19 protein-coding genes, 3 tRNA genes and 1 pseudogene are annotated in these 23,327 nt (G+C 43.8%); 1 reads left to right on the top strand and 22 read right to left on the bottom strand.

From position 1 onward, the window contains the following. Positions 1 to 104: 104 nt before the first annotated feature. The 9 genes from BCT49_RS12540 to BCT49_RS12500 all read right to left on the bottom strand — a co-directional run bounded on the left by BCT49_RS12540 (position 105) and on the right by BCT49_RS12500 (position 7,073). A tRNA-Ser gene (locus BCT49_RS12540) sits at positions 105 to 197 on the bottom strand. 48 nt (positions 198 to 245) lie between these two features. Next, a tRNA-Arg gene (locus BCT49_RS12535) sits at positions 246 to 322 on the bottom strand. 46 nt (positions 323 to 368) lie between these two features. Continuing rightward, a tRNA-Ser gene (locus tag BCT49_RS12530) sits at positions 369 to 461 on the bottom strand. Positions 462 to 937: 476 nt separating this feature from the next. Then, positions 938 to 1,135 carry a carbon storage regulator CsrA gene (gene csrA, locus BCT49_RS12525; protein ID WP_004415691.1) on the bottom strand — a complete coding sequence of 66 codons (198 nt, stop codon included), beginning with the start codon at positions 1,133 to 1,135 and terminating at the stop codon, positions 938 to 940. Positions 1,136 to 1,227: 92 nt separating this feature from the next. After that, complete coding sequence (locus BCT49_RS12520) at positions 1,228 to 2,409, bottom strand: aspartate kinase (RefSeq protein ID WP_102435557.1); 1,182 nt, start codon at positions 2,407 to 2,409, stop codon at positions 1,228 to 1,230. A 220-nt stretch (positions 2,410 to 2,629) separates the two neighbouring features. Then, positions 2,630 to 5,212 carry an alanine--tRNA ligase gene (gene alaS / locus BCT49_RS12515; RefSeq protein WP_102435555.1) on the bottom strand — a complete coding sequence of 861 codons (2,583 nt, stop codon included), beginning with the start codon at positions 5,210 to 5,212 and terminating at the stop codon, positions 2,630 to 2,632. A 219-nt stretch (positions 5,213 to 5,431) separates the two neighbouring features. After that, positions 5,432 to 5,686: a hypothetical protein gene (locus tag BCT49_RS26180; protein WP_241908076.1), complete on the bottom strand. Its 255-nt coding sequence runs from the start codon at positions 5,684 to 5,686 to the stop codon at positions 5,432 to 5,434. A 431-nt stretch (positions 5,687 to 6,117) separates the two neighbouring features. Further along, positions 6,118 to 6,624, bottom strand: a complete 507-nt coding sequence (gene tpx, locus BCT49_RS12505) for a thiol peroxidase (protein ID WP_102435551.1) — start codon at positions 6,622 to 6,624, stop codon at positions 6,118 to 6,120. Between the two features lie 170 nt (positions 6,625 to 6,794). Beyond that, positions 6,795 to 7,073, bottom strand: coding sequence for a hypothetical protein (locus tag BCT49_RS12500; protein WP_102435549.1), 279 nt, complete (start codon positions 7,071 to 7,073; stop codon positions 6,795 to 6,797). Between the two features lie 179 nt (positions 7,074 to 7,252). Here BCT49_RS12500 and BCT49_RS12495 point away from each other — a divergent pair, with 179 nt between their 5' ends. Then, positions 7,253 to 8,215 carry a winged helix-turn-helix domain-containing protein gene (locus tag BCT49_RS12495; RefSeq protein WP_241908074.1) on the top strand — a complete coding sequence of 321 codons (963 nt, stop codon included), beginning with the start codon at positions 7,253 to 7,255 and terminating at the stop codon, positions 8,213 to 8,215. Between the two features lie 157 nt (positions 8,216 to 8,372). Here BCT49_RS12495 and recA read toward each other — a convergent pair whose 3' ends face one another. From recA to BCT49_RS12430, 13 genes and pseudogenes are all read right to left on the bottom strand, one after another. Next, positions 8,373 to 9,413, bottom strand: a complete 1,041-nt coding sequence (gene recA, locus BCT49_RS12490; protein ID WP_029223240.1) for a recombinase RecA — start codon at positions 9,411 to 9,413, stop codon at positions 8,373 to 8,375. A 139-nt stretch (positions 9,414 to 9,552) separates the two neighbouring features. Next, positions 9,553 to 10,047 (bottom strand): nicotinamide-nucleotide amidase, encoded by a 495-nt coding sequence (gene pncC, locus BCT49_RS12485; protein WP_102435547.1) that lies wholly within the window; start codon positions 10,045 to 10,047, stop codon positions 9,553 to 9,555. Between the two features lie 414 nt (positions 10,048 to 10,461). After that, positions 10,462 to 10,656 carry a helix-turn-helix transcriptional regulator gene (locus BCT49_RS12480; RefSeq protein ID WP_046209189.1) on the bottom strand — a complete coding sequence of 65 codons (195 nt, stop codon included), beginning with the start codon at positions 10,654 to 10,656 and terminating at the stop codon, positions 10,462 to 10,464. 210 nt (positions 10,657 to 10,866) lie between these two features. Next, positions 10,867 to 11,463, bottom strand: coding sequence for a hypothetical protein (locus BCT49_RS12475; RefSeq protein ID WP_241908072.1), 597 nt, complete (start codon positions 11,461 to 11,463; stop codon positions 10,867 to 10,869). Positions 11,464 to 11,499: 36 nt separating this feature from the next. Then, positions 11,500 to 12,652, bottom strand: a protein-coding gene (locus tag BCT49_RS12470; protein ID WP_102435545.1) for an IS3 family transposase whose coding sequence is annotated in 2 segments (ribosomal slippage) — positions 11,500 to 12,156 and positions 12,158 to 12,652 — 1,152 coding nt in all. Because the reading frame shifts where the segments join, the coding sequence is not laid out codon by codon here. A gap of 62 nt (positions 12,653 to 12,714) precedes the next feature. Next, positions 12,715 to 13,250, bottom strand: a pseudogene (locus BCT49_RS12465) (transposase); the annotation flags it as partial. Between the two features lie 156 nt (positions 13,251 to 13,406). Continuing rightward, positions 13,407 to 15,308 carry a hypothetical protein gene (locus tag BCT49_RS12460; protein ID WP_102435543.1) on the bottom strand — a complete coding sequence of 634 codons (1,902 nt, stop codon included), beginning with the start codon at positions 15,306 to 15,308 and terminating at the stop codon, positions 13,407 to 13,409. A 15-nt stretch (positions 15,309 to 15,323) separates the two neighbouring features. Next, positions 15,324 to 15,956 carry a protein kinase domain-containing protein gene (locus BCT49_RS12455; protein WP_198595853.1) on the bottom strand — a complete coding sequence of 211 codons (633 nt, stop codon included), beginning with the start codon at positions 15,954 to 15,956 and terminating at the stop codon, positions 15,324 to 15,326. Between the two features lie 8 nt (positions 15,957 to 15,964). Beyond that, positions 15,965 to 19,417, bottom strand: a complete 3,453-nt coding sequence (gene tssM, locus BCT49_RS12450; protein WP_102435539.1) for a type VI secretion system membrane subunit TssM — start codon at positions 19,415 to 19,417, stop codon at positions 15,965 to 15,967. 1 nt (position 19,418) lies between these two features. Then, entirely contained in the window at positions 19,419 to 20,561 is a 1,143-nt protein-coding gene (gene icmH / locus BCT49_RS12445) for a type IVB secretion system protein IcmH/DotU (protein ID WP_102435537.1), read from the bottom strand. Between the two features lie 7 nt (positions 20,562 to 20,568). Continuing rightward, positions 20,569 to 21,885, bottom strand: coding sequence for a type VI secretion system baseplate subunit TssK (gene tssK / locus BCT49_RS12440; protein WP_102435535.1), 1,317 nt, complete (start codon positions 21,883 to 21,885; stop codon positions 20,569 to 20,571). Next, positions 21,885 to 22,352: a type VI secretion system lipoprotein TssJ gene (tssJ, locus tag BCT49_RS12435; RefSeq protein WP_102435533.1), complete on the bottom strand. Its 468-nt coding sequence runs from the start codon at positions 22,350 to 22,352 to the stop codon at positions 21,885 to 21,887. The genes tssK and tssJ overlap by 1 nt, the downstream gene beginning before the upstream one ends. Next, positions 22,352 to 23,299, bottom strand: a complete 948-nt coding sequence (locus tag BCT49_RS12430; protein ID WP_102435531.1) for a type VI secretion system-associated FHA domain protein — start codon at positions 23,297 to 23,299, stop codon at positions 22,352 to 22,354. Before BCT49_RS12430 ends, tssJ begins: the two co-directional genes overlap by 1 nt. Positions 23,300 to 23,327: the final 28 nt, after the last annotated feature.

Below are 23,327 nucleotides of genomic sequence, written 5' to 3'. Positions count from 1 at the left end.
CCAGCTGAGCTAAGGGCGCACGGTATCTTCAAGTGAAGAAGTTGTGAAATATATCACATTCTTGTTTCTACGAAACAAAAAAAAGGCCATAGGCCTGTAATGAATGGCGGTGAGGGAGGGATTCGAACCCTCGATGCGGCTACAAACCACATACTCCCTTAGCAGGGGAGCGCCTTCGGCCACTCGGCCACCTCACCTAATTCATTATTCTTATCCATTACTTTTTAACAAAGTAATCTAAATAGTGGTGCGCCCTGGAGGATTCGAACCTCCGACCGCCTGGTTCGTAGCCAGGTACTCTATCCAGCTGAGCTAAGGGCGCACATTGTTACTTCTGTGTTTGCTTGCAAATTCAAACGTGCAAGAAATGGCGGTGAGGGAGGGATTCGAACCCTCGATGCGGCTACAAACCACATACTCCCTTAGCAGGGGAGCGCCTTCGGCCTCTCGGCCACCTCACCGTCTTGCGGAGGCACATATTACGTTTTACCGAAAATATGTCAAACACTTTATTGAAAAAAACCGGACAAAAACATTCAACCGTTTGCAATTTAATCAAAGCGCTTGCAAATTGAACTTATAACATCCAATTAGCGCTTTTTCCCTTAAAAATTAAGGTGAAAGATTGGCAATAATTAACAGCGGAAAACAATTATCTAATTTATCTCGCAGCAAGTGTCACTGCTGTTTGCACCATACTACGGGATGCTCTATTTCGCCATAGGGAAAGTCAGTAAAACTTGAACTGCGGCAAACAAATATCATGTTGCCTCAATAAGAGTTAACTCAAGCGGTGTGGCTTTTCTATATCAAGCATTCAGCTCAGCATCTAGAACTAAGCCAGTTATTGAACTAACCAATCACTAAGTTGTGATTATGCTCCCCCAAGATCAAAAAAGGCTAGCAACAATGCTAGCCCCTCTTCTACGCAAAAGTATTAGTAGTTGCCAGATGCAACGTTACCATTACCTTTTTCAGCTTGAATGCGCATGTAGATCTCTTCACGGTGAACAGATACTTCTTTAGGTGCGTTAACACCAATACGTACTTGGTTACCTTTAACGCCTAGTACAGTAACTGTTACTTCATCACCAATCATCAGTGTTTCGCCAACACGGCGAGTCAAAATTAGCATTCTTTGCTCCTTGAGTAATCTCTAAATTTATCTAGCTACGAGAGCATTATCCAACAAAAGTTATATTTTCGTAAACTATCGATTGAGTTTATTTAACCAAAATGCACTTCTTTTTTAAGATAACCCTGTGTTTCACGCGCTACGATGTATGCATTGTGTAATATGTTAGCAGCCATATCGACTTGCGTTGGTGATATCACCAAAGTTAAAGACTGCTGCTGCAATAAGTGATGTTGTACATCAATTTCGCCTTCAGACAACAATCCATGTGAACTGACCACAATTTCTTGTGTTCGGCTTCCTACCACAGTTAACAAACTAACATATTCACTATTACGGATTTTTTCAGCAAAAACTAATTTTAATTTAGCACTTATGTCCGGTTTGATAATGAGCGCTGCCCGTTCTGTTTCCTCGATCACACTACAGACTTCGATCCCTAACAACTGGCAATGCGACATGAGAGACGGTAAATCTTGATTCAAACACTCGATGCGAACCATATCTCTTTGAATGGCTATTCCAGCAATATCATTCAAACAGTCATTACCCGCGATGAGAGTTCCCTCGCCTTCTTCAAAGCTCGAAAGCACTCTCAATGGTACATTGTGCCGCCACGCATACTGTACACATGGAAGGTGCAAAACCTTAGCGCCTCTGCGAGCCATTTCTTCCATAGAGGGGAAGTCTAAGGTATCTAATTTCTTAGATTGCTTAACCACTCTAGGGTCGCAGGAATATACGCCATCAACATCGGTATAAATCTGGCACTCTTTCGCCTGAAGCGCACCCGCCAACGCAACGGCCGTGGTGTCTGAACCACCTCGCCCTAAGGTTGTGATATCACCTTTCGCATTAACGCCTTGAAAACCTGCAACAATGACAATCTGATCATCATCTAACAGCGCTTTAATAGGAGCGGTATCAATACGCTCAATCGTCGCATTATTATGATTAGAATCGGTGTGTATCTTGGCTTGATAGCCAGTCATCGATGTCGCTTCATAACCCAACTTGTGCAACGTCATCGCTAACAAAGCCATGGAAACTTGTTCTCCAGCCGTTAACAGCACATCCAACTCTCTAGCGTTTGGTACGCTATCAACTTGTGAAGCTAAGTTAACTAACCGATTTGTTTCACCTGACATAGCAGAAACGACAACCAGGATCTGGTTCCCTTCATTTTTCGCTTCAATGATTTTTTCTGCTACATGATGGATTCGTTCTATTGAACCCACCGACGTTCCACCAAATTTCTGCACGATAAGAGGCATTTTCACCCTTCCTCACCTTCCCAAGACCAATGTCTATATATGACAAAAAAACACATACTCCGCGTCATGGCGAAGCAATAAAAAATTAACCAAGGAGTCTAACGTTACCGTTAGACTTCTTGGTTAATCTCAATCAAACCTTTTTCAGACGTTCTTCCAATAGGCAAAATAAAAGATGCCCAATCAGTTGATTGGGCATCTTTGTATCAATTACTTAAGCTTAAAGACGCTCTTCTAGCCAAATACGTACTGACTTAAGCGCTTCAGGTAGTGCTTCAACATCTGTACCACCCGCTTGAGCCATATCTGGACGACCGCCGCCTTTACCGCCAACTTGCTCAGCAACCATCTTAACGAGGTCACCAGCTTTTACTTTGCCGATAAGGTCTTTGGTTACGCCAGCAATTAAACCAACTTTACCGTCTGCTACGTTCGCAATCAGGATGATGCCGCTACCCACTTGGTTTTTAGCATTATCAACCATAGTACGTAGGTTCTTGTTGTCTGCGCCTTCAATTGCAGCAACCAGAACTTTAGTACCAGAGATGTCTTCCACTTTACCCATGATGTTTGCACCTTCAGCTGCAGCCATCTTTTCTTTAAGTAGTTGGATTTCTTTCTCTAGAGATTTCGCTTTCTTAGCCGATTCAGCCAGTTTTTCTTCGTAAGCGTTAGCTTGAGCATCAACTGCATCTAGAGCAGCTTCACCCGTTACCGCCTCAATACGACGAATACCAGCAGCGATACCACCTTCAGAAGTGATCTTGAATAGACCGATATCACCGGTGTTGCTCGCGTGGATACCACCACAAAGCTCAGTAGAGAAATCGCCCATCGACAGAACGCGAACTTCATCATCGTACTTCTCGCCAAACAGTGCCATCGCACCTTTCTCTTTCGCTGACTCGATGTCCATGATGTTGGTTTCAATCACATGGTTCTTACGAACTTGTGCGTTAACTAGACGCTCTACTTCTTTAATCTGTGCTGGTGTTACCGCTTCAAGGTTAGAGAAATCAAAACGTAGGTTGTCAGGCTTAACTAAAGAACCTTTCTGAGCAACGTGCTCACCTAGCACTTCGCGCAATGCAGAGTGAAGTAAGTGAGTTGCAGAGTGATTCAGTGAGATAGCAGCACGACGCTCAGCATCAACGCGCGCTTCTACTTTATCGCCTTGAGCAAATACACCTTCAACTAGCTCGCCGTGGTGTGCAAATGCATTACCTAGCTTCTGAGTGTCTTGTACTTTGAACAGACCCGACGCAGTGCTTAGCGTACCAGCGTCACCACATTGACCGCCTGACTCAGCGTAGAATGGTGTCTCTTCAAGGATGATGATTGCTTTATCGCCAGCCGATAGTGAAGATACTTCTTCGCCGTCAACGAATAACGCAGAAATTTCACCAGCACCTTCAGTACCTGTGTAACCACAGAACTCAGTGTTAGTGTCTACTTTGATCGTCGCGTTGTAATCAGTACCGAACTGACCCGCTTCACGTGCACGCTTACGCTGTGCTTCCATCGCCTTCTCAAAACCTTCTTCATCGATAGTAAAGTCGCGTTCGCGAGCTACATCGTTAGTAAGGTCAGCTGGGAAGCCGTATGTATCGTAAAGTTTAAAGACTGTTTCACCGTCAAGCTCTTTGCCTTCAAGTGCGTCTAATGCGTCGTTAAGGATAACCATGCCACGCTCTAGCGTGCGACCAAAGTTCTCTTCTTCGATGCGAAGTACTTTTTCAACAAGCTCTTGCTGTTTCTTAAGCTCTTCAGCCGCAGAACCCATCACTTCAGCCAGTACACCCACAAGTTTGTGGAAGAACACGCCTTGTGCGCCAATCTTGTTACCATGACGAACTGCACGACGAATAATACGACGTAGAACGTAGCCACGACCTTCGTTTGAAGGCATTACGCCATCAGCGATTAGGAATGAACAAGAACGGATGTGGTCAGCAATAACGCGCAGTGATTGGTTAGATAAGTCGTCATGACCTACCACTTCAGCTGTCGCTTTAATTAGCTTTTGGAATACATCAATTTCGTAGTTAGAGTGAACGCCCTGCATGATTGCAGAGATACGCTCAATACCCATACCAGTATCTACAGCTGGCTTAGGTAGCGGTTCCATAGTGCCGTCAGCGTGACGGTTGAACTGCATGAATACGTTGTTCCAGATCTCGATGAAACGGTCACCATCTTCTTCAGGTGTACCAGGACGGCCGCCCCAAATGTGCTCACCGTGATCGTAGAAGATTTCAGTACATGGACCACAAGGACCAGTGTCACCCATTGTCCAGAAGTTGTCAGATTCAAACTTCTTGCCGCCTTCTTTGTCGCCGATGCGAACAATCTTGTCAGCTGGGATGCCCACTTTCTTGTTCCAGATTTCGAATGCTTCGTCATCTGTCTCGTAAACCGTTACTAACAGGCGATCTTTTGGCAGACCTAGTGTTTCAGTCAGGAATTCCCAAGCAAACCCAATCGCTTCTTCTTTGAAGTAATCACCAAAGCTGAAGTTACCTAGCATTTCGAAGAATGTGTGGTGACGAGCCGTGAAACCTACGTTTTCAAGGTCATTGTGTTTACCACCCGCACGTACACAACGCTGAGCCGTAGTTGCTCGAGTGTAGGCACGTTTTTCGGCGCCTAAGAAGCAATCTTTGAATTGGTTCATACCTGCGTTAGTAAATAGCAGGGTTGGATCGTTATGTGGAACTAACGATGAACTGTCTACGATTTGGTGTTCTTTGCTCTCAAAGAACTTAAGGAACGCGTTGCGAACCTCATCAGTGCTCATGTACATGCAGCTCTTCCTGAAAATAGTCGAGTTAGAATTTTGCCGTATTGTAGATCATGGTTAAGGCTTCGACTAGTTTTCTTGTAGAAAAGACACCCTTGGGCAGGATTTTAGTTGGAATTCGATAAAATGAAGAATATTCCACTAGCTCAGGTAGAGAACACACAAAGAAAATGGATGAGACAGAGAGAGATTTGCTCTTAAAGGCTAAGGAACTCGGAAGGCTTAACGCTTGGTACAAATGTGATTGAACTCTTCACTATTGCTGGATGAATACAAGTAAAGAAAATCACCGTCCAGCTCAATGTCATATTGGATAGTGAACCCTTTATACAAAGACTGATTACGATTAATCATGTCATCTGGGTGTTTATGTCTGAAGTTCACTTCATTGAAAACCATCTCTAGGTGGTTATCATTCAGCGTGTATTTCCCTACAAATACAACTTCCGCAGTTTCAACAACGCCCTGTTGATTCATGGTTTGAATTCTATCGCTGACAAAAAAATCTTCATCCGAGCTAAATGAATACAGCATAAATTCATTTAATTCGGAGTATTGCGCATACGATGGTGTGACAAATCCCATTTGCTTGAAATTACATGCCCACTGGCTCCCTCGCAAAGCTATTGGAGGCGTGAGCAACACGATGGCGAGAATAAGCCCCCCTATCGTTGAAAGCGTAACAAAAATGGCTAACTTTACTTTTATCAAGGAAGAACACCGATATCTAATTCAACAATCCAGTTCAATAATCCAATTCACTCGTTGGACATTGTTCTACAGGCAACTGAATTATAAGCTTAGACCGAATTGAGCTTGGGTTCTTAAAAACGAAATCAACGTGTTATCGTTATCCGTAAAATCATGAAACCTTGGTGCCCAAAATTCACCAAGGTTTCAAATCATCATTAAGCCTTTAAAGCTTCAATGATAGCGCTGTAGTTTGGCTCTTCAGTTACTTCAGCAACCAGTTCACTGTGTACAACAACGTTGTTTGCATCGAGCAAGATAATTGCGCGAGCTGACAAACCAGACAAAGCATGCTCTTCGAATTGAGTACCAAATGCTTTTAGTAGCTCAGGGTTCTTGAATACTGATAGCTGCTCAACACCTGTCACTGCTTCTTTCTCTTGGAAACGAGCAAGTGCGAATGGCAGATCTGTTGAAACCGTGTAAATATCTACAGAATCTGATTTCAGTTCCGCTAACTCAGAGATAGCTTTAGTGCTGCTTGAGCATACTGGCGTATCAACACTTGGGAACAAGTAAATCAGTTTAAACTCAGCCGCTTTGTCTGAGATAGTTAGCGGAGCTAACGATACTGTTGTCATCGAAGGTGTTGTCAGTACTTCGCCCTTTTGTGGGAAATCACCCGCTAGTGCAATCTTGTCGCCTAAAAATGTCACTGTGTTCATTATTTCTTCCTTTCAATGTAATTATAATATTGCTGCTCTAGCTGACTGTGTTGCCTTTGTTTAAAGACATTCAAATCAAACATGAACATCTTTAATTTATATTTCACTTAGAAATTGAACCTCAGGAGTCAGCGTAAACATCTGACAACCTTCAAATTCAAAATCTACGTTTAGACAACCTCAATGACTTTTCTAATTGAAGTTAGGATAGGAACGGCATCATCAAAACCAACAGAAAGTGAAAAATCGATCTCTTCATCGATATATTGCTGTGCAACCTTTACTAAGGTCACCTTATCGTCTTGCTCAAGGCTTTTATCAGTGTCGGTAAAAATCTTTATTAAAGACTTAACGACATCTAATTGAAAAGACTCAACAGAGGTCACTTCTTTGTACTCTTCTAACAGGGTCTTCACTGATTCAGAGTTTTTCTGTTTAATTTCGGGCATCCTATTTACCTATAAAACAACGATTAGTAATCGAGCTATCATCAAAACTCGTGGCGGCATAACGTTAGCAACCACCTTTGGCTTTCGCTACAAACCATTGCCAAACAAAAATATAACCAGATAACTAAATGTAATTTTTATATAACCAATGACGTTTTACAGTTACAGACTGGCCTCCTATGCTTAAAGTACCGCCCGCAAAAGCCAACATGAACACTGCATACAAGCCCATGAATCACACAAGCAATATCACTGACCACATCGTTATCAACAACAAAATGAGGACGATCACACAGATTCTGTCTGATACCACGATCAGCATGCGCCCGTTGCCGTTTAAGGTTCTTGTGTATCTTTTAGAGCACCAAGGTCAGTGCATATCTCGAGATGAGTTATTTGAAGAGTGTTGGCAAGGTGTACTGGTCACTGATCAATCCCTGACCAACACCATTAGTTACATTAGAAAGGTCATCAAAAATTTAGACACTGATGAGTTAGAGCTCAAAACGATAAGTAAGAAAGGATACTCACTTTCAGTCATCCCAAATAAGCAATCTCAAGCACCAAATGCCCCTCAAACTGAAAACCGAGATGTGTCAGAAGCAATGCCTGAGGCTGGTATTTTAGGTAATGCGTTAGGAGTTGGTTTTGAAGTAGAAGTTGATAATAGAACTGATCACCCACGACAACCAATCAACAACGAACAAGCCAACCCAAGATTCCCTCATCAATTTGCGATAAGTTTATGTGCTCTATGGTTTGGCATCATTCTGATCGCCTATTACTTTATTCACTACAGCAATGAACAAGCGCCATTCCTGAATAAAGAGCGCTACCAACCCTATCAATTCGGCAGTGCGACGCTTTACCTCAGTGACGATTCACAGAAGGTATCTTCAACTGAAATGAAGATCTATATAGATGGCTTAGAACTGTCGCAATGCAATGTAAAAAGTATCTACATTCGAGTTAGCAATTCAGCATACAGAGACAACATTGTTTCGATGTATGCCTTTGTCTTTACCAACAATAGAAAAAGCCAAAACATATTTAAGCAGAAGCTAGATAACATCAATCTCTATCACTCCATCATTACACCGTTACTGAACTCTTTTTACTGTAAGGGTAAGCCTCAAAAGTGATTAGGGTTTAAGGTTTAGGGAATGAAGAAATGAAATCGCACGATACAACTCAAAACTAAATCCGCCCCAATAAAAAAGCCCCGCATAAAATATGCGAGGCTTTCTACTCTTTCAAAACGGATGTTTCTTTAAAACACCCGCTCTATAAAACGTTAGCTTATAGCTCTTCGTTTTCTTCTTCTTTCTCTGCGCCTTTCTCTTCAAGAACAGCAGGAGTCAGTAGCAATTCACGAAGCTTAGTGTCAAGTTCCAGAGCGATCTCTGGGTTTTCACGTAGGTGCTTACAAGAGTTCGATTTACCTTGGCCGATCTTGTCGCCTTTGTAGCTGTACCAAGCGCCCGCTTTCTCTACTAGCTTATTCTTAACACCTAAATCGATAAGCTCACCTTCGCGGTTGAAGCCTTTACCGTAAAGGATTTGAGTTTCAGCTTGTTTGAATGGTGCAGCAATCTTGTTCTTAACAACCTTGATACGAGTCTCGTTACCAACAACTTCATCACCATCTTTGATTGCACCAGTACGGCGGATATCAAGACGAACAGATGCGTAGAACTTAAGTGCATTACCACCTGTTGTTGTTTCTGGGTTACCGAACATTACACCAATCTTCATACGGATTTGGTTAATGAAGATAGCCATACAGTTAGACTGCTTAAGGTTACCTGTTAGCTTACGCATTGCTTGAGAAAGCATACGTGCTTGAAGACCCATGTGGCTATCGCCCATTTCGCCTTCGATCTCAGCTTTAGGTGTTAGTGCAGCAACCGAGTCAATAACAAGAACATCGATAGCACCTGAGCGAGCCAGTGCATCACAGATTTCTAGAGCTTGCTCACCAGTATCAGGTTGAGACACAAGCAAAGCGTCGATATCAACACCCAGCTTTTGAGCGTAGATAGGGTCAAGTGCGTGTTCCGCATCAACGAATGCACACGTTTTGCCCACTTTCTGCGCTGCAGCAATAAGCTCAAGCGTTAGCGTTGTTTTACCTGATGATTCTGGACCGTAAACTTCAACGATACGTCCCATCGGTAGGCCACCAGCACCTAGTGCGATATCTAGAGATAGAGAACCTGTAGAAATAGTTTCTACGTCCATTGTACGGTTATCACCAAGACGCATGATCGAACCTTTACCAAATTGCTTTTCAATCTGACCAAGGGCTGCGGCTAACGCTTTTTGTTTATTCTCGTCCATTTCTATCTCCACATAATCGGTTGTCTCAACAAGCGACTTAGAATCTATTTCTAACCCACAAAGGGGTGACTAATTGGCTTTTATTATACTGTTGATTCATACAGTGTCTATACCTGTATGAAAATAATTTGTACAAATGTTACTTGTCTTCCATTGATAGGTAATCATAAATAACTTGCAGGGCATGGTGCGTGGCTTGTTGGCGTACTTGTGATCTATCGCCTGTAAATACATGCGTTGCTACTTTGTTCCATCCATTTGCAGCCTTCCAAGCAAAACACACGGTCCCTACCGGTTTATCTTCCGTGCCACCACCAGGGCCAGCAATGCCGCTGATCGATACAGAAATAGTGCCGTTTGAATGTTGCAGCGCCCCGTGAGCCATTTCTATAACCACCGGCTCACTCACGGCACCAAACTCAACTAAGGTTTCAAGCTGAACACCAATCATCTCTTGCTTTGCTTCGTTACTGTAGGTCACAAAAGCACGGTCAAACCAAGCTGAGCTACCAGCAATATCCGTTACCGCGCTAGCAACACCACCGCCAGTGCAAGATTCAGCCGTCACCAATACATGTTTATGTTTCGCAAGTAAGTGTCCGAGTTTTTCACTAAGAGCTTGAGTCGTCTGCATCTTTGGCTTCCCTTATCTAGATGTATATCATTTGGATTTGCATCTTTTCGCATGTGTCGCTTTTCGCACGAAACGCTTTGACGTATCCTAAGCCGCAATAGAAATAAACGAAAGAAGTTAACTGTGAAAGCCGATCAAAAACATACTCCTGATGCATTAGTATGTAATTACATTAGAAACAACAACTTAAAGTAACACACACTTAAAAACCACACTTTTACCTACACTAACCAAAAAAGCTAACTCATTGATAGAAAAGAAACCTTAGTTCTCTATCTCGAATTCCAATCGGTTGCTTTTTGTCCGCACCTGCAAAGTTTCCAGTTACAAACTAAAGTATTCGGCAAACCTAAAACCGTGACATCCTATATCCTCAAAACAAAAAAAGAGGGCCTTAGCCTGCCCCTCTCAAATCTATATGCTCTGCCTTTCCGCGACTTGTGCTTTTATCCAGTTCTGAATATCACTTTCAACCCAAGCAACTGAGCGACGGCTCAAACGTACTTGCTTTGGGAACCGACATTCTCTTATGCCCCTGTAGATAGCAGAGCGACTCAAAGTCGTCATTTCAATCACAGCTTCTAATTTTATTAACTTAATTTTATTCATGTCATGCCTTACCTGAATATTGATGTTCACGGTAATGACATATATCTAAAATATTTTGGATGACGCGCCAACTCCTTGCTGCATTATCTATCGCTAAAAAAATGAAACCCTTCCAACCGATATGGCTGAAAGGGCTTTTTCATTAACTAAGAACATAACTCGCATAATAAATTGCTCATCGAAATACAAAAGAGAGCATAGGTTTTCACATCACAACGTTGGCGCTTTACTGTCCAACCACCCTTGTTCACGCAATCGATTCCAAGCAGCCAAAATATGAGCTGATTTCATATTTGCTTTTCTCGCACTCCATCCATGAACACCATTAATCACATCTTCACTCGTTAGAACTTTATCACCATATTCCTGAGTTGCTACCCAATGAACAGTTGATAGTAGCTCCATACCATTTTGAGACTCAAACCCTTCTATTAGCTTGGCAACCTTATCAAAGCGCTGTTTAGTCTCTGTATGCTGCTCAAGGTAATTAAGAGCCTCAGTTACAGCATCGCCTTTAAGCTCAATCGGAGTTTCAGGCTTATTTAGACCATCGGCATAACCTGAAATAAAATGGCCTTCCATTTTATCGAGCACGTGACGAAGTACATCAGCATAAGGACCATAGTGATGCTTTTGAAAGACAACCTTGTTTAATGGCTCACCAACCGCTGTTAGAAAGTACACGAGCTTCTGTACTTCAAGTAAAGATAAGCGATAACCAAATCCCGTTGACACATAGCGCTCTATCAAGCCAAGCACAGCCGCTCGGCCCGTTGTCATAGCCGGTCGTTTAGTTTTATTTAGCATAGCTTCTGATCTGCTCCAGTTAGACTGGACACCGCATTAAGCGACATATTGTTTTTCAAAGTTAACTGGGCTTAGATACCCAAGAGCACTGTGCCTTCTTGTTCGATTATAATCAACTTCAATGTATTCAAAAAGCGCTTGGCGCATCTCTTCTCGGGTCATTATCGGCTCGTATTGAACGGCTTCTACTTTCATTGAGTGGAAAAAGCTTTCAACACAGGCGTTATCCCAACAATTACCCTTCCTACTCATGCTTTGTTTTAGATTATGAGCTGCGATTAAATCTCGGTAGTCTTTTGAGCAATATTGGCTACCTCTATCACTATGGATGATCACGTCTTCTGGCATGCCTCTGCGGAACAATGCCATTGATAGTGCATCACAGACCAGAGTTGCGGTCATTCTGGTGCTCATTGACCAACCAACGACTTGCCGTGAGTACAGGTCGATAATAACGGCTAAATACATCCAACCTTCGCTTGTCGCTAGATAGGTAATATCTCCAGCCCATTTTTGGTTCGGTGCTGTTGCATTAAAATCTTGCTCAAGCAAGTTTGGGGCAACAGGAAGCCTATGCTTACTGTCTGTCGTACATTTGAACTTACGGGCGGCCTTTGCGACTAAGTTCTGGCGCTTCATGCTCGCGGCAATGGTTTTTACATCGTGCTTATTACCATTTGCCTCAAGTTCTTTTTTGAATGCGCCTTGCACCGTCGCGTTCCTTTTTATCATCAAAGACTTCTCGAACTTTGTTATCAAGCTGCTTGCGGTGCTCGTTGTGTTGAGTGACTTTATGGCGATTATCAATCCAATAATAAAACCCACTTCGAGAAACCCCAAACACCTTAGCCATACGGACAATCCTATATTGCATCAGGTGTTCGAGCATAAACTCATAGCAATCTATTTTAGATTTTTCGCGAAGTAGGTGGCGGCCTTTTTTAACGATATCTAGCTCTTCAGCTTGCTCTGCTAATAATCGTTTGAGCTTGGCATTTTCAGTGGCGAGTTCTCTTTCTCTATCGCTGATTTTCGCGTCTTTTTTTACGGCTTTACGCCATCCATAGATTTGAGATTCATATAACGATAGCTGCCGTGCAGCAGCAGCGACACCGACTTTCTCTGCTAACTTAAGTGCTTCGGCTTTAAATTCAGGAGCATGTTTGATTCGTGTTTTCTTAATTGTCATTGTCCACCTCGTTAGTGATTGTACTCACTTAACTCAGTGTCCAAAACTTCTGGTGCGGATCATTTCATGCTACTGGCAATTGTCTCCACATTGTGCCTGTCACCGTTATCAGCCAACTCTATCTGAATACGCCTAGCACCGTCCCTGCCTTTGCAGCTGTAGAACACCTATTTGATCTTGTCGTCTAATACCTGACGGGCTTGTTCTTGCATGCAGTCTTTATGACGATGCTTGATCCAGTAGTAAACCCCACTTCACGACATACCGAACACCTTAACCATGTGAGATACATGGAAATGAAGCAGGTGTTCAAGCATAAATTCGTAGCAAGCTACTTTAGATTCTTCGCAAAGTAGGTGGCGGCCTTTTTTTACTATTTCTAGCTCTTCTGCCTGTTCTGCCAACTGCCTTTTGAGTTTAGCCACCTCTGCCGCTAACTCTTTTTCCCGCTCAGTGATACTGGACGCCAGCCATAGATTTGAGATTCATGGAGAGATAGTTGTCTAGCGGCAGCAGCAACGCCCACTTTCTCCGTAAACTTGAGCGTTTCTGCTTTAAATTCAGAAGAATGGATAATACGTTTTTTCTTGTTTGTCATGATTCACCTCGCTAGTGATTTTACTCACTTAACTCAGTGTCCAAAACAACTGGGGCAGATCACTCGTTGAGAAACCGAAAGAAGTGTCAACATAAAATTTAACTATTCTTATAGAAACATCAAAAAATGGCGAGACACCTCGCCATTTTTTATTGGTTAAGGTTTGACCGCCAATAGCCCCATTGTTGGGTTCATAACATTCATTCCCGCTAAAGCTATCCCGCCAGAAAGTGATTTAGTTCCCCTCTTCGAAGCCGCTTTCTTCGCTTGCTTAAGAAGCATGTTTTGTGATTGATTAAAGCGCGCTTGATTATCAATATCGACAGCGGCTTGAGTAATGTCCTCTGGGCTCATATTGATAGCATCATTGACGCCAAGCGTTTCTAGGTACTTATCCATAACATTTCTATCAGGACTAGCGATACGATCATGCATCGTGGTGACTTCATCCTTCGTAGAAATATTTGTGAAGGTTGGAATACGCCAGATCTCTTCCGCTAAGACTCGGTAGTCCGCTTCAATCATGTTCAACGACGACAGGATACTTTCTTCACAACGGCACAATGCAACCTGGTTAACGTTTCTGTTGTATTTAATGCCCGTTCTGCGCTTAGTATGCTTCGAACGTAGGTGCTTAGCAAATGAATCCCACAGGAGCACTTTGAGTAACATCGGGTTAACCATAGTTCCAAATTCTACGTTGGTACCTACCCCCATCGTTGCACCTGCACCCGCTTTAAATGTGAAGTCTCCAGAACCTTTAACAATGGCTTCCAAAGCAGCGGATGCGCCCAAGCCAACTGATGCAGAACCAGTCACACTACCAGACAACATATTCATGCCGCGAGCTTTCAGGGTAAAGGTGCTTGTTCCACTAGCCTTAGCACCAACAAAGGCACTTGCACCAATTTTAGTTTTAATTACTTCATCACCGGCAAAGATATTGGCACTGTTTAGTGTGCTCGTAAATTGCACTTTAGCAGTCGCACCAACAAATAACTCACCTTCACTCTTTAGGGCCATAAAGTCGGCCACAGAAAGTTCGTGAGAGACTGTTAACTTCATACCCATTTGAGCAGCAAGTACCGCATCAATTTCTAAATCAATACCCGGTATCAGCTGCATTGCAGCAAACGATCCGTCGTCCGCTTCCTCTTTTTTATTAGTCTCCCAAGCTTTACCTGGTGACTTATCTAGAGTGAACTTCGTACTGGTCTTCTTACCGGCTTCCTCTCCAAGCTTCTTCTCTCGGAAACCAGCAGCACCACCTTGTCCAAATTTAGCATGAGCACTAAATTTGCTGCTCTCACGGGCACTAATTTCAGCGGATGCTTTGATTTGGTTTTTCATTTTTCCGAAGTCCCAAGTTTTTTCAAACTCGACTTTTGCTTCGGCAAATAGTGCTTGTGAGGCTTCAAATGTCAGTGAACTGTCTTCAAGGTTTACTTTGCCCTCAACAGAGCGGGTATTTCCTTTTTGGAACAGATCATTGATAGCAGGCCAAAGTTCAGCATTACATTTTGCATGATTAAAGTAGGCATCTCGCAAAGCATTAACTTGCGCATCAAGAATTTCCACCTTGGCTTGGCCAAGCTCACCGGATGCTAAGATACTGCTATGAGAACGCTTCAAAACTTCATGCTTGTTATGCAGCATTTGGAAGAAAGTACGGTTAATCAGTTTCGAACGGACAGATTCCGTTGGTGAACGGTGTGGTTGAATCACCTTAACGACACTACCAAATTTTTTCGTCACTCGTTCTACAAAAAACTGCCATACTGGATGCTTAGTCACTGCGCTAGCTTCGTAGGCGCTACTGCTGTTTCCCGACTGGCGATACAATTCCGCCTCAACCTCAGAATAGATAACATCTATCGCTTTTTCTAAATAAGGTAAGGCTCTGTTCGAGTGCCTTCTCCCGCATGCGAGAGACAGTTTTTTCAACCATTGCTCAATTTCTATCGCGCATCCTAAGTTAGGGATTAATTTTCCATCCGTCCCTTTGATTGATGACACATCGAAGTCAAGATTGGCCGCAGCAAGCTGTTTTTTATTCATTAGCTTTCCTTCTATCTAAATCTCAAGGCTCAGGGCTTTTCGCCACTGGATAAGCGTTGAGTTTATTGAGTAGTCATGCGCATATGACATGACCTGATCGATGACTTTAATCAGTGAAAACCAGTCGTCCCCCGTTTCGACCAGACCTTCCCCACCCTTTTGATTTGGCGAAGCAAACATAGGCGTTGCTTGCCATTCGGAGAGTGCTTCCCGAGAAGTTCCAGCCCGACAACTGGCACCGAAATCGATCAATCGAATATGTTGTAATTTAGGCACATAAAGCAGGTTAGATGGCTTGATATCGCCATGTACCCACCCCTTGCTATGACAGTGTTTGATCGCCTGAACCACACTAGGCAAAAGCGAAGCAAATAACGCTAGATCCTTAGGCTCAAACTCAATCAGCGGTATCGCACTTTGATCAAACTCCAGCGTTAGCTGCAATTTGCTCCAGTCGACATCCACTACTTTTTGTATTTGAGCACCCTGACACTCTTGCAAAGCAACCCATTCTCTTTGCAGGCTCTCTGCCGAATCAAAATGCTTAGTGTAGTGGGTCAAGTCGTTACTGATTTCGTGTGCACGGGAGTGAGTCGCCAAAACTTGGCAACGCACTCGTTCCTGCGGTTCAATCACTGCTTTCAACATCGACAACCTTAAAGCTGCTTAGGCAACGAGAATTGAACAAATAAAGATTTATCCAATGGTTGTTTGGAATCACGCAACGTGTAATCCAATACAATGTTGTTTTGGTTAATTTTGTAGTTGAGCTTACGAATCAAGCGGCTCGATGTAGCACTGCTCTTATTCGCAAAAATAGCGCGCAACAACGCCCACTGACCGGTAAATGATTGTTGTGCGACTCGATTCTGACCGCTGTAGAATTCTGCACTCAAATAGCCATCCACTCCTGCGGTTGGCCAAGTTATCTCGCGCCACACTCTTGGACCATGTTTGTAGTCGTAAATCGTTTCAGCCTCTCGTAGGCGGAATTCCGTCACGTCAGTACTCATTGAGCTCGCTTTTACTTCAAGCCTTAACCCAAGATCATCACCTGAAGAACCGAAGAAAATGCCACTCAGCTTTTGAACTAATTCAAGTTGCTTACGAGTGTTTGAGTTTATTGGTAGCGTTAGGCCGTCAACTTCGTTTAGCTTGAGCCTGCCGTTATCCCAGTAAACAAACGGCTTCAAGGTTTCTTCTATGTAGCGAGCCACACGGCCACTTGGTTTAAAGAATTGAGAAAAGTCATCTAAGCTCACTTCTCCACGGCCATGTTGATCAAATGGGAATCGCCCTTCAATGGCAGACACATAAAACTGGTAAACTTGCTCATCCCACTGTGTATTTAGATACACCACGCTGCCATTCACCACTTGTTTCCAAACTTGTTCACTGAGACTCTTCGTCCAAGACGCGACGATGTTTGGAGCCTTGCTGCCAGCTTGACGGAAGTTCACGATAGGGTCGCTACTACCTTGCGCATGAGCGATGGCATAAGCATGGAATGATTTACCTGGGTTTGAACTAGACAATGCGGCATCAAAAAACGAGTTAACTTCATCAACTTGAACGATCAACTGCTCCAGTGGTGTATCCTTGTCTTTACCATTCCCATTCACAAACCTAGAAAAAGGCAAAAATGCTTCATTTACGACAAATGAAGGTTGCAGCCTCAACAGATTATCGCCAACTGCTCGATTCACCTTGTCGGCTTTGTTCAACACCTTTTTCGCTTTCTTCAATCCTAGTTGACCAGCTACACGCTTTTGTCCTTTCGTATCTGGTTGATCTGCGACAGCTAATGTTGTGTTCACCACAACTGCATCCAATACATCAAGTAGTGAACTCGTAGCCGGAGAACGTGTATTCCTTAGTGCATAGCTGAGTCCTGAAGCATCACCAAACTGCTTGATTTGAATGTTGTTGACCAAGTCTTTCCAGTAGTAGATGTAGTCGGCAAAATACAGACGTTGAACCTGTTTGCTCAGTTCTCTAAGCTCAATGACTGATGCGCCAGACATATCACCTTGAATCGCTTTAAACTCGCTCATCAAACTTCTAAGCAGAGGTGACTTTGTCGTCAAATCAATTTGGCTATAGCCCTGCTTAGTAAAGATTTCTGGGATCAGGTAGCCATGGAAATCATTAGTAAACTCAAACAAACTATCGAACTTCTCACCGAGCTGGCTTCGGAGATCAACTTGAGTACGGTACTCTGGCATCTCTTTAATACGCGCATAAATCAGTCGCTCTGGTGACAAGCCTTCAAGGTTGTTCGTTGCAACAGCTATCAGGTCTAGGTTCGGTTGTAGCTGCTTGTCGTAATGACTTTTAAACAAGTCTTCGATTAAAAGAGAAAAAGAGTAAAGCTCGTCCGGAGAAAGCTCACCTTGGTCTTTCAAGTTATCAAGTAAGTAAGTTTGTAGTTCCGCAAAGTTCAGTTGCTCTCGGTCAAACAACATCTGGTAGTAACGCAAAATCTCAAAGATTCGGCTTGGATTACCAAGGTTCACATAAACATACAGCTCGCTGCTGATCAGCTCTTCTAGCTTTGGCAGCATTATCTGGTGCAACTGTTTTTCATAAGCAGAGTAAACACTCTCGGCCGTATCTGTTTGCTTAATACTGACTTTCTCATGCCACGGTTTAGGTTGAACGCCCTCAGCAACCACGTCGCCGAGTTCTTTTAATACCGCCACAACCTCCGACATCGAATTGTCATTGCTCAGCTTTTGAACATCGTTTTGATAAAAACGAATTTGAGACAGAGCCGTTGTGCGCCAATCTTCATCAACATTCCAGTTTTCTTGTAACTTCAGACCTGCAATAGAAATCAGCCCCACTACGGATACTAGAACAGCGGTTCGAAATACAAGATAACCCGCATGACGCCATTCATTGACACCGACGATATTCTTCTCCGGCAAGATGACCTTATTGAACAAACGTTGTGTAAAGAAACCACGACGATTTGGCTGCTGTTCAACTTGATTATTGGTGTTGAACTCAGCACGTTCTGCCACTACCTGTGTTAGTAAATCGTGCTCAATGCCTTTTTGTCCGGATGACATTAAATAAGCGCCGCGGATCCATACGGCTTCTCGGACACGGTTCTCGCGACCAATGTCGCTCAAAAACTCGTTGACGCGCTCTAGGAAAATTCTTAGCTGATAAGGCCAAGCGATAATGGAGCCCGACTTGTCACTACTGACGTTTCTCAGTAACTCAAACTGCTGTCCCGCAATGGATTGAATCAATGCGTGGCTTTCCGCCTCAAATTGCTGTTTGTCATAACGGCGTGAAACATCGCACTCAAAGGTAATACCAAAAGGATTTTCTGAGTCACATGCAGTGAAGCTCTCAAAGAAACCCGTGAAGTCTGCAATCGAGTCAGCTTTAGAGAAAGCGGCGTAAACAGGCAAGTTTAAGCTAAGCTCTGCGCCCATCGACAACACAGCCTCCTGATAGATACCTGAGAGCCTAGCGCGTTCTTTTTTGTCTCCTGTTATTAGGCGATCACACCCAATAACCGTCACAATGCCGTTCAGTCCTTGCCTCGGACGGTATTTGAGTAGTTGCTTCGCCAGTACCTGCCAAAGCGACTCGTCAATACCGTCGTTATCAAATATACGATGACCGACTTCCACAACGACTGCGTTATCGTTGCTCCAAAAGCGTAGGTACTGTTCCGTATCACTTTCATCCAAGTAGCGCTCGTTAACTGGCTCAAAACCATTCTGTAGCAATATGGCACTTTTCGCGTCTTTTTCACCACCTAGAACTAGGTACCAAGGCAGACTGTAAAGGCTTTCTAGCTTGTTACGAGCTTGTCCCTGTATCTTTTTCGTTGCGATACGAAACAGCTGCTGAATCACGCACGTGTCCTGTTTAAGCAGCACGTGTTGGTCATGCTCTTCCTTCTCTGTTTGATTAAGCTTGCGTTGTTTCCACCACCAAACACATGTAAAGAAGACAATAACGACGGTGACGGCGAGCATTCCCCACTTTATCCAGACTGGTTGCTCTTCTGATGCTGTAAGCCAAAATGCGAGCGTCCCTAAAATGGCAGTAATCACCAAGAAAATAGAAAATATCTTTTTAAACATCTTATTTCAGCGCTCTTTTAATCGTAGCGTTCAAACCAAAGCGAACATTGAGTTCATTTTTCAACTTACGAATGGTGTTTAAGTCGTCGCCTGCGTGAAGATAAAGCTCAACACCATGTTCCGTCTCACGAGTAAAAGACTCATAGCCTGCTTGTTTGAGTTCTGTCGATAAACGAAGTGCGTCGCTCGCCCGAGAAAATACCGCGAGAATGATCTCCCATTGCTGAGTGACCACTTTTCCTTGCATTCCCGTTTCTTCCTCTAGGCTTTCACTCTGTCGCCCCAAATCCGCATCGGAACTCAAGTACACTAAGTCACTGCTGTTTTTCTTCAGGTTGACGTCTGACATATCGATCGCGCTAAACTGTGCCAACAATGGCTGGACACGGCTGTTGTACCAATATTCAGTAAAGCCATACCCGGATGCCAGAACCAAACAAACCAAGCCTAACGTTTTGCCCATACTGATCATTAGCCACGGGCGTTTACCTTCGATTAGCGTTGGTGTTTGCGGTACCGGAAAAGGACTTTCACTACGATAGTGGCGAATGAGGCCGTACGCACGAGCGGTAATATCATGCAATTGGCTCTCGTCTTCATGGCGAAAGCGCCCTTTGAAATCCAAAGCCAAAAGCACGTACTGAAGCTCAATAAAATCAACAAGTTTATTCGGCTGCTGGCTGGCTTTATCTAACAACACAAAAAAGGCCTCTCCGCCATCGCGCTGTGAAAACACCTTGCTCAACAACGAATGATTTTCCCAACGGGCACGCTCTCCCCAAGCGGTGTACAGCACAGCTTCATCAAATGCCGCGCACAACACAAAGCAGCTTTTCTCAATCACACTTGGGTGGTAATCCAAGTGCAGACCACGCAAACGAAACGCATCAATGGCGTACAAAAGTTTTTGACGAAAACGGTTGATGTCTCTCGGTGCACCTTGACGCTTAATCGTCACTAAAATACCCAACAACTCCGTTGCCGCATTCATTAAAGGGCTACCATAAATGGCAAGATTCTCAATCAATCGCTCAGTACCCGAAGTATCCGCTTTGGGTGGCAACTGATGCTGCTTTTGAGGTGATTCGGTCGATGTCACTCGTCGAATTTGAACCGTCGGTTCTTCGTTAAATAATCCGCCCATCAGTTACCTACCTGATCACATGAAAATCGACGTGGATATCATCAATTCTTTCATCAATATGAAGAGCGATCGCCTCATCACGTTTGATCAACGCTTGCCACAACTCAGACTTAGTATCGATTTCGAAGTAAGCGGCGTCATTCAAAGACTTCAGCTCAGAAGGTGCATAAGGAAGATGGCGCAAAGGAACACCTGAAAGTGCATTACGCACTAAACCGGCAATATCACTGTTCCCTGCTAGCTTCGCAGCACGAGGAAACTCTTCACTAAGTCGAGTGACACCGATAGACGAGGAAACGGCCAACACAAAGCGCCCTTGATTGTATAGGCTGCGATCATCAACCAGTGTGCGTAGTAAGCGGCGGCTAACGAACAGCTGTTTGTCCCAGTTCAATGTTGATACGTTATCTATCTGAACCTCACGCAGTAACACCAATAACTCAGAAAACACGGTCGAGAAAATGCTGTATAACGCATCTTGGTTCCATGCAGGGAAAGACTTTGGCATCTTCCCTTCTAAACCCTGCATCTGCCCCGCCATCGAAACGCACTCTAAATAGAGGTGACGTGTCAGCAACGAGCCATCTAGATTCCATTGTTCAAGCTTTGGCATCCAAGCACCCAGTACTTGCTGCCACAAGTAGTCACGCATCAATGACTGATAGCTTTTACTACTGGACTCCGCTTGTAAACGAGTATGTATCGCTCGGGAACGGTATTGTACTTGTGCAAATAGATCAGCAACGTTATCGGTTAGGTAGTTAGATACGGCAAACTGCAAGCATTGGGGAACGAATGCTTGGTTCAACACAACAACACCTTCAGACTTGTGTTCACTGATTTCAGCAACGGATATCAACACAAAATCTTTTAGCTCATCACCTTCTAAACGCAGCTGAATGTTCAATGTTGCTAGCTCTAACTGAACCGGGTCACTGTGCTCTCGGCTGGTATCGTAAACGGGGTGTTCTTGTGAAGAGTGTCTAAGACGCGCACCTTCTCCAACATCAATAGTGCCCGGTCTTGAAACCGGAAGGGCCAGATACACTTTCTTATGACTGGTATTTTTCGGCACATCGAGCACCAGTGCTTGCTCAATTTCAAATGGCGTTCCATCAGGGAAAATACCTTTAGCACGACGCACCGAAACCTTACCAATGTTCAACATCGAGCGGTCAAGCTCTAACGAGGTCAATCCATAAGCATTAGGGCTAATTTGTCCGGCGAACTCGCGAGTAAAATGTTCAACATAGCGCTCTTGCTGTTGAAAGTGCTGAGGGGAAAGGAACATCCCCTCACTCCACACGACTTTATTATTATCCATTATTCTTCTTCCCCTGACACAGACAGGTTAATGCCATCAATTTCAATACTGATAACCGCTGAATTCACAATTAGCGGCTTATAAATCACCTTGTTCTTCGCCTCTCTGTAATCAGCAAAACCCGCAATCACACCGATGTAATTAACACCACTACCAAGTGGGATAATTTCCTGACGAGTTTCACCCGGCAAAATGCTTGGTAACTGGCGAGAAACGGCCAACTCGGCCTTCAATACGCCTTGGTCATCATTATAAATTTTAATAAAATCAGAGAGTTCAAACGCATTATTATTCGTCAATTGATAGATTCGGAGCTCTACCGGAGAAGGCTTACCTTCAACATTAGGGTTAATATTGGTCGCAGCTTTAATATCAACGACCAGTTTTGGCTCAACCAGCTCATCGCTCCATAAACTGCACCCTGACATCATAAGGGCGATACACATCAGGCATAAACGACGTACCATTACTGATCCCCTTCGAAGTTTTTTTGCATACGCATTGCATCTCTGAAGTACGCTTGAAACTTAATTTGCCAATCGCGATTCTCCACTTGTCGGTTGAAATAGCGTTTGTACATATCCCAGTACTTCGGTTTACGAGACCAAAAGCCGTTGCCCGACAAATCATCAAACATCGACTCCATCGCATTCGGAGAAATGTCAGACAACAACCTTGCCAATGCCATTTCTAATGCTTTGTCCGTGCATTCCTGTATGCGCTGCTCATGCTTCTTAAACTCAGTGATAGCAAACTGAGATTGTTTAACTGGTGACTCTTCTTGAGCGAAAGAGGGGGTTGCCATCACTTCATGGTTTGGAAATGACGCACGAAAATCGCTGCCTTTCAGTGGGTCATCCTCATCCGTCTGAAAATCAAGATTAAAGTGAGGCGCTTGCTCTTGCTTAATTGAGGCATCGTTCGCAAATGGGTCATCCCCCACCACATCTGTCGTCGAGATGGTGAACTCTGGCGCTTCATCTACTTCAGGAATACTTTTAATAAAAGGGGTTGATTCAGTACTAAACGGATCATCACCTAATAGAGAGCTATCAGAGTGATGCTGCTGGGGTTGCGCTTTCGCTGATTCAGGGAAGAAACAAGAAACCAGCAATCGGTAGCGGCCAATATCAAGAACATCACCATCACTTAATGTCGATTGGTTACCATTGCCCAATGGCGCATCAGAGCCATTGATGTAAAGGCCATTGGTGCTGTTGTCCATGATTTGGTATCCACGCGAGGTCTTACGAATCATCGCATGGGTACTTGAAATCTCACGACTTACATCATTAAGTTGTAGCGTCGCGCCAAACGCACGCCCGATATCTCCACCATCCTCTGGAAATGCTTGATTCCATTGGGCGATGCTTTCACCATCTGGAGAGCTAATAATTCTAATCGATAGAGGCATTTGACTGACCTTCAATAAATTCAATATT

It is taken from the genome of Vibrio lentus (assembly GCF_002875945.1).
Lineage (GTDB): Bacteria > Pseudomonadota > Gammaproteobacteria > Enterobacterales > Vibrionaceae > Vibrio > Vibrio apostichopi.
This window is presented reverse-complemented; position numbering and strand designations above follow the sequence as displayed.

What these genes read in the sequence shown, in the direction of transcription:
- csrA (WP_004415691.1), bottom strand. Translation starts at nt 1,135, where the DNA reads ATGCTAATTTTGACTCGCCGTGTTGGCGAAACACTGATGATTGGTGAT.
- BCT49_RS12520 (WP_102435557.1), bottom strand. Translation starts at nt 2,409, where the DNA reads ATGCCTCTTATCGTGCAGAAATTTGGTGGAACGTCGGTGGGTTCAATA.
- alaS (WP_102435555.1), bottom strand. Translation starts at nt 5,212, where the DNA reads ATGTACATGAGCACTGATGAGGTTCGCAACGCGTTCCTTAAGTTCTTT.
- BCT49_RS26180 (WP_241908076.1), bottom strand. Translation starts at nt 5,686, where the DNA reads ATGAATCAACAGGGCGTTGTTGAAACTGCGGAAGTTGTATTTGTAGGG.
- tpx (WP_102435551.1), bottom strand. Translation starts at nt 6,624, where the DNA reads ATGAACACAGTGACATTTTTAGGCGACAAGATTGCACTAGCGGGTGAT.
- BCT49_RS12500 (WP_102435549.1), bottom strand. Translation starts at nt 7,073, where the DNA reads ATGCCCGAAATTAAACAGAAAAACTCTGAATCAGTGAAGACCCTGTTA.
- BCT49_RS12495 (WP_241908074.1), top strand. Translation starts at nt 7,253, where the DNA reads ATGCTTAAAGTACCGCCCGCAAAAGCCAACATGAACACTGCATACAAG.
- recA (WP_029223240.1), bottom strand. Translation starts at nt 9,413, where the DNA reads ATGGACGAGAATAAACAAAAAGCGTTAGCCGCAGCCCTTGGTCAGATT.
- pncC (WP_102435547.1), bottom strand. Translation starts at nt 10,047, where the DNA reads ATGCAGACGACTCAAGCTCTTAGTGAAAAACTCGGACACTTACTTGCG.
- BCT49_RS12480 (WP_046209189.1), bottom strand. Translation starts at nt 10,656, where the DNA reads ATGAATAAAATTAAGTTAATAAAATTAGAAGCTGTGATTGAAATGACG.
- BCT49_RS12475 (WP_241908072.1), bottom strand. Translation starts at nt 11,463, where the DNA reads ATGCTAAATAAAACTAAACGACCGGCTATGACAACGGGCCGAGCGGCT.
- BCT49_RS12460 (WP_102435543.1), bottom strand. Translation starts at nt 15,308, where the DNA reads ATGAATAAAAAACAGCTTGCTGCGGCCAATCTTGACTTCGATGTGTCA.
- BCT49_RS12455 (WP_198595853.1), bottom strand. Translation starts at nt 15,956, where the DNA reads ATGTTGAAAGCAGTGATTGAACCGCAGGAACGAGTGCGTTGCCAAGTT.
- tssM (WP_102435539.1), bottom strand. Translation starts at nt 19,417, where the DNA reads ATGTTTAAAAAGATATTTTCTATTTTCTTGGTGATTACTGCCATTTTA.
- icmH (WP_102435537.1), bottom strand. Translation starts at nt 20,561, where the DNA reads ATGGGCGGATTATTTAACGAAGAACCGACGGTTCAAATTCGACGAGTG.
- tssK (WP_102435535.1), bottom strand. Translation starts at nt 21,885, where the DNA reads ATGGATAATAATAAAGTCGTGTGGAGTGAGGGGATGTTCCTTTCCCCT.
- tssJ (WP_102435533.1), bottom strand. Translation starts at nt 22,352, where the DNA reads ATGGTACGTCGTTTATGCCTGATGTGTATCGCCCTTATGATGTCAGGG.
- BCT49_RS12430 (WP_102435531.1), bottom strand. Translation starts at nt 23,299, where the DNA reads ATGCCTCTATCGATTAGAATTATTAGCTCTCCAGATGGTGAAAGCATC.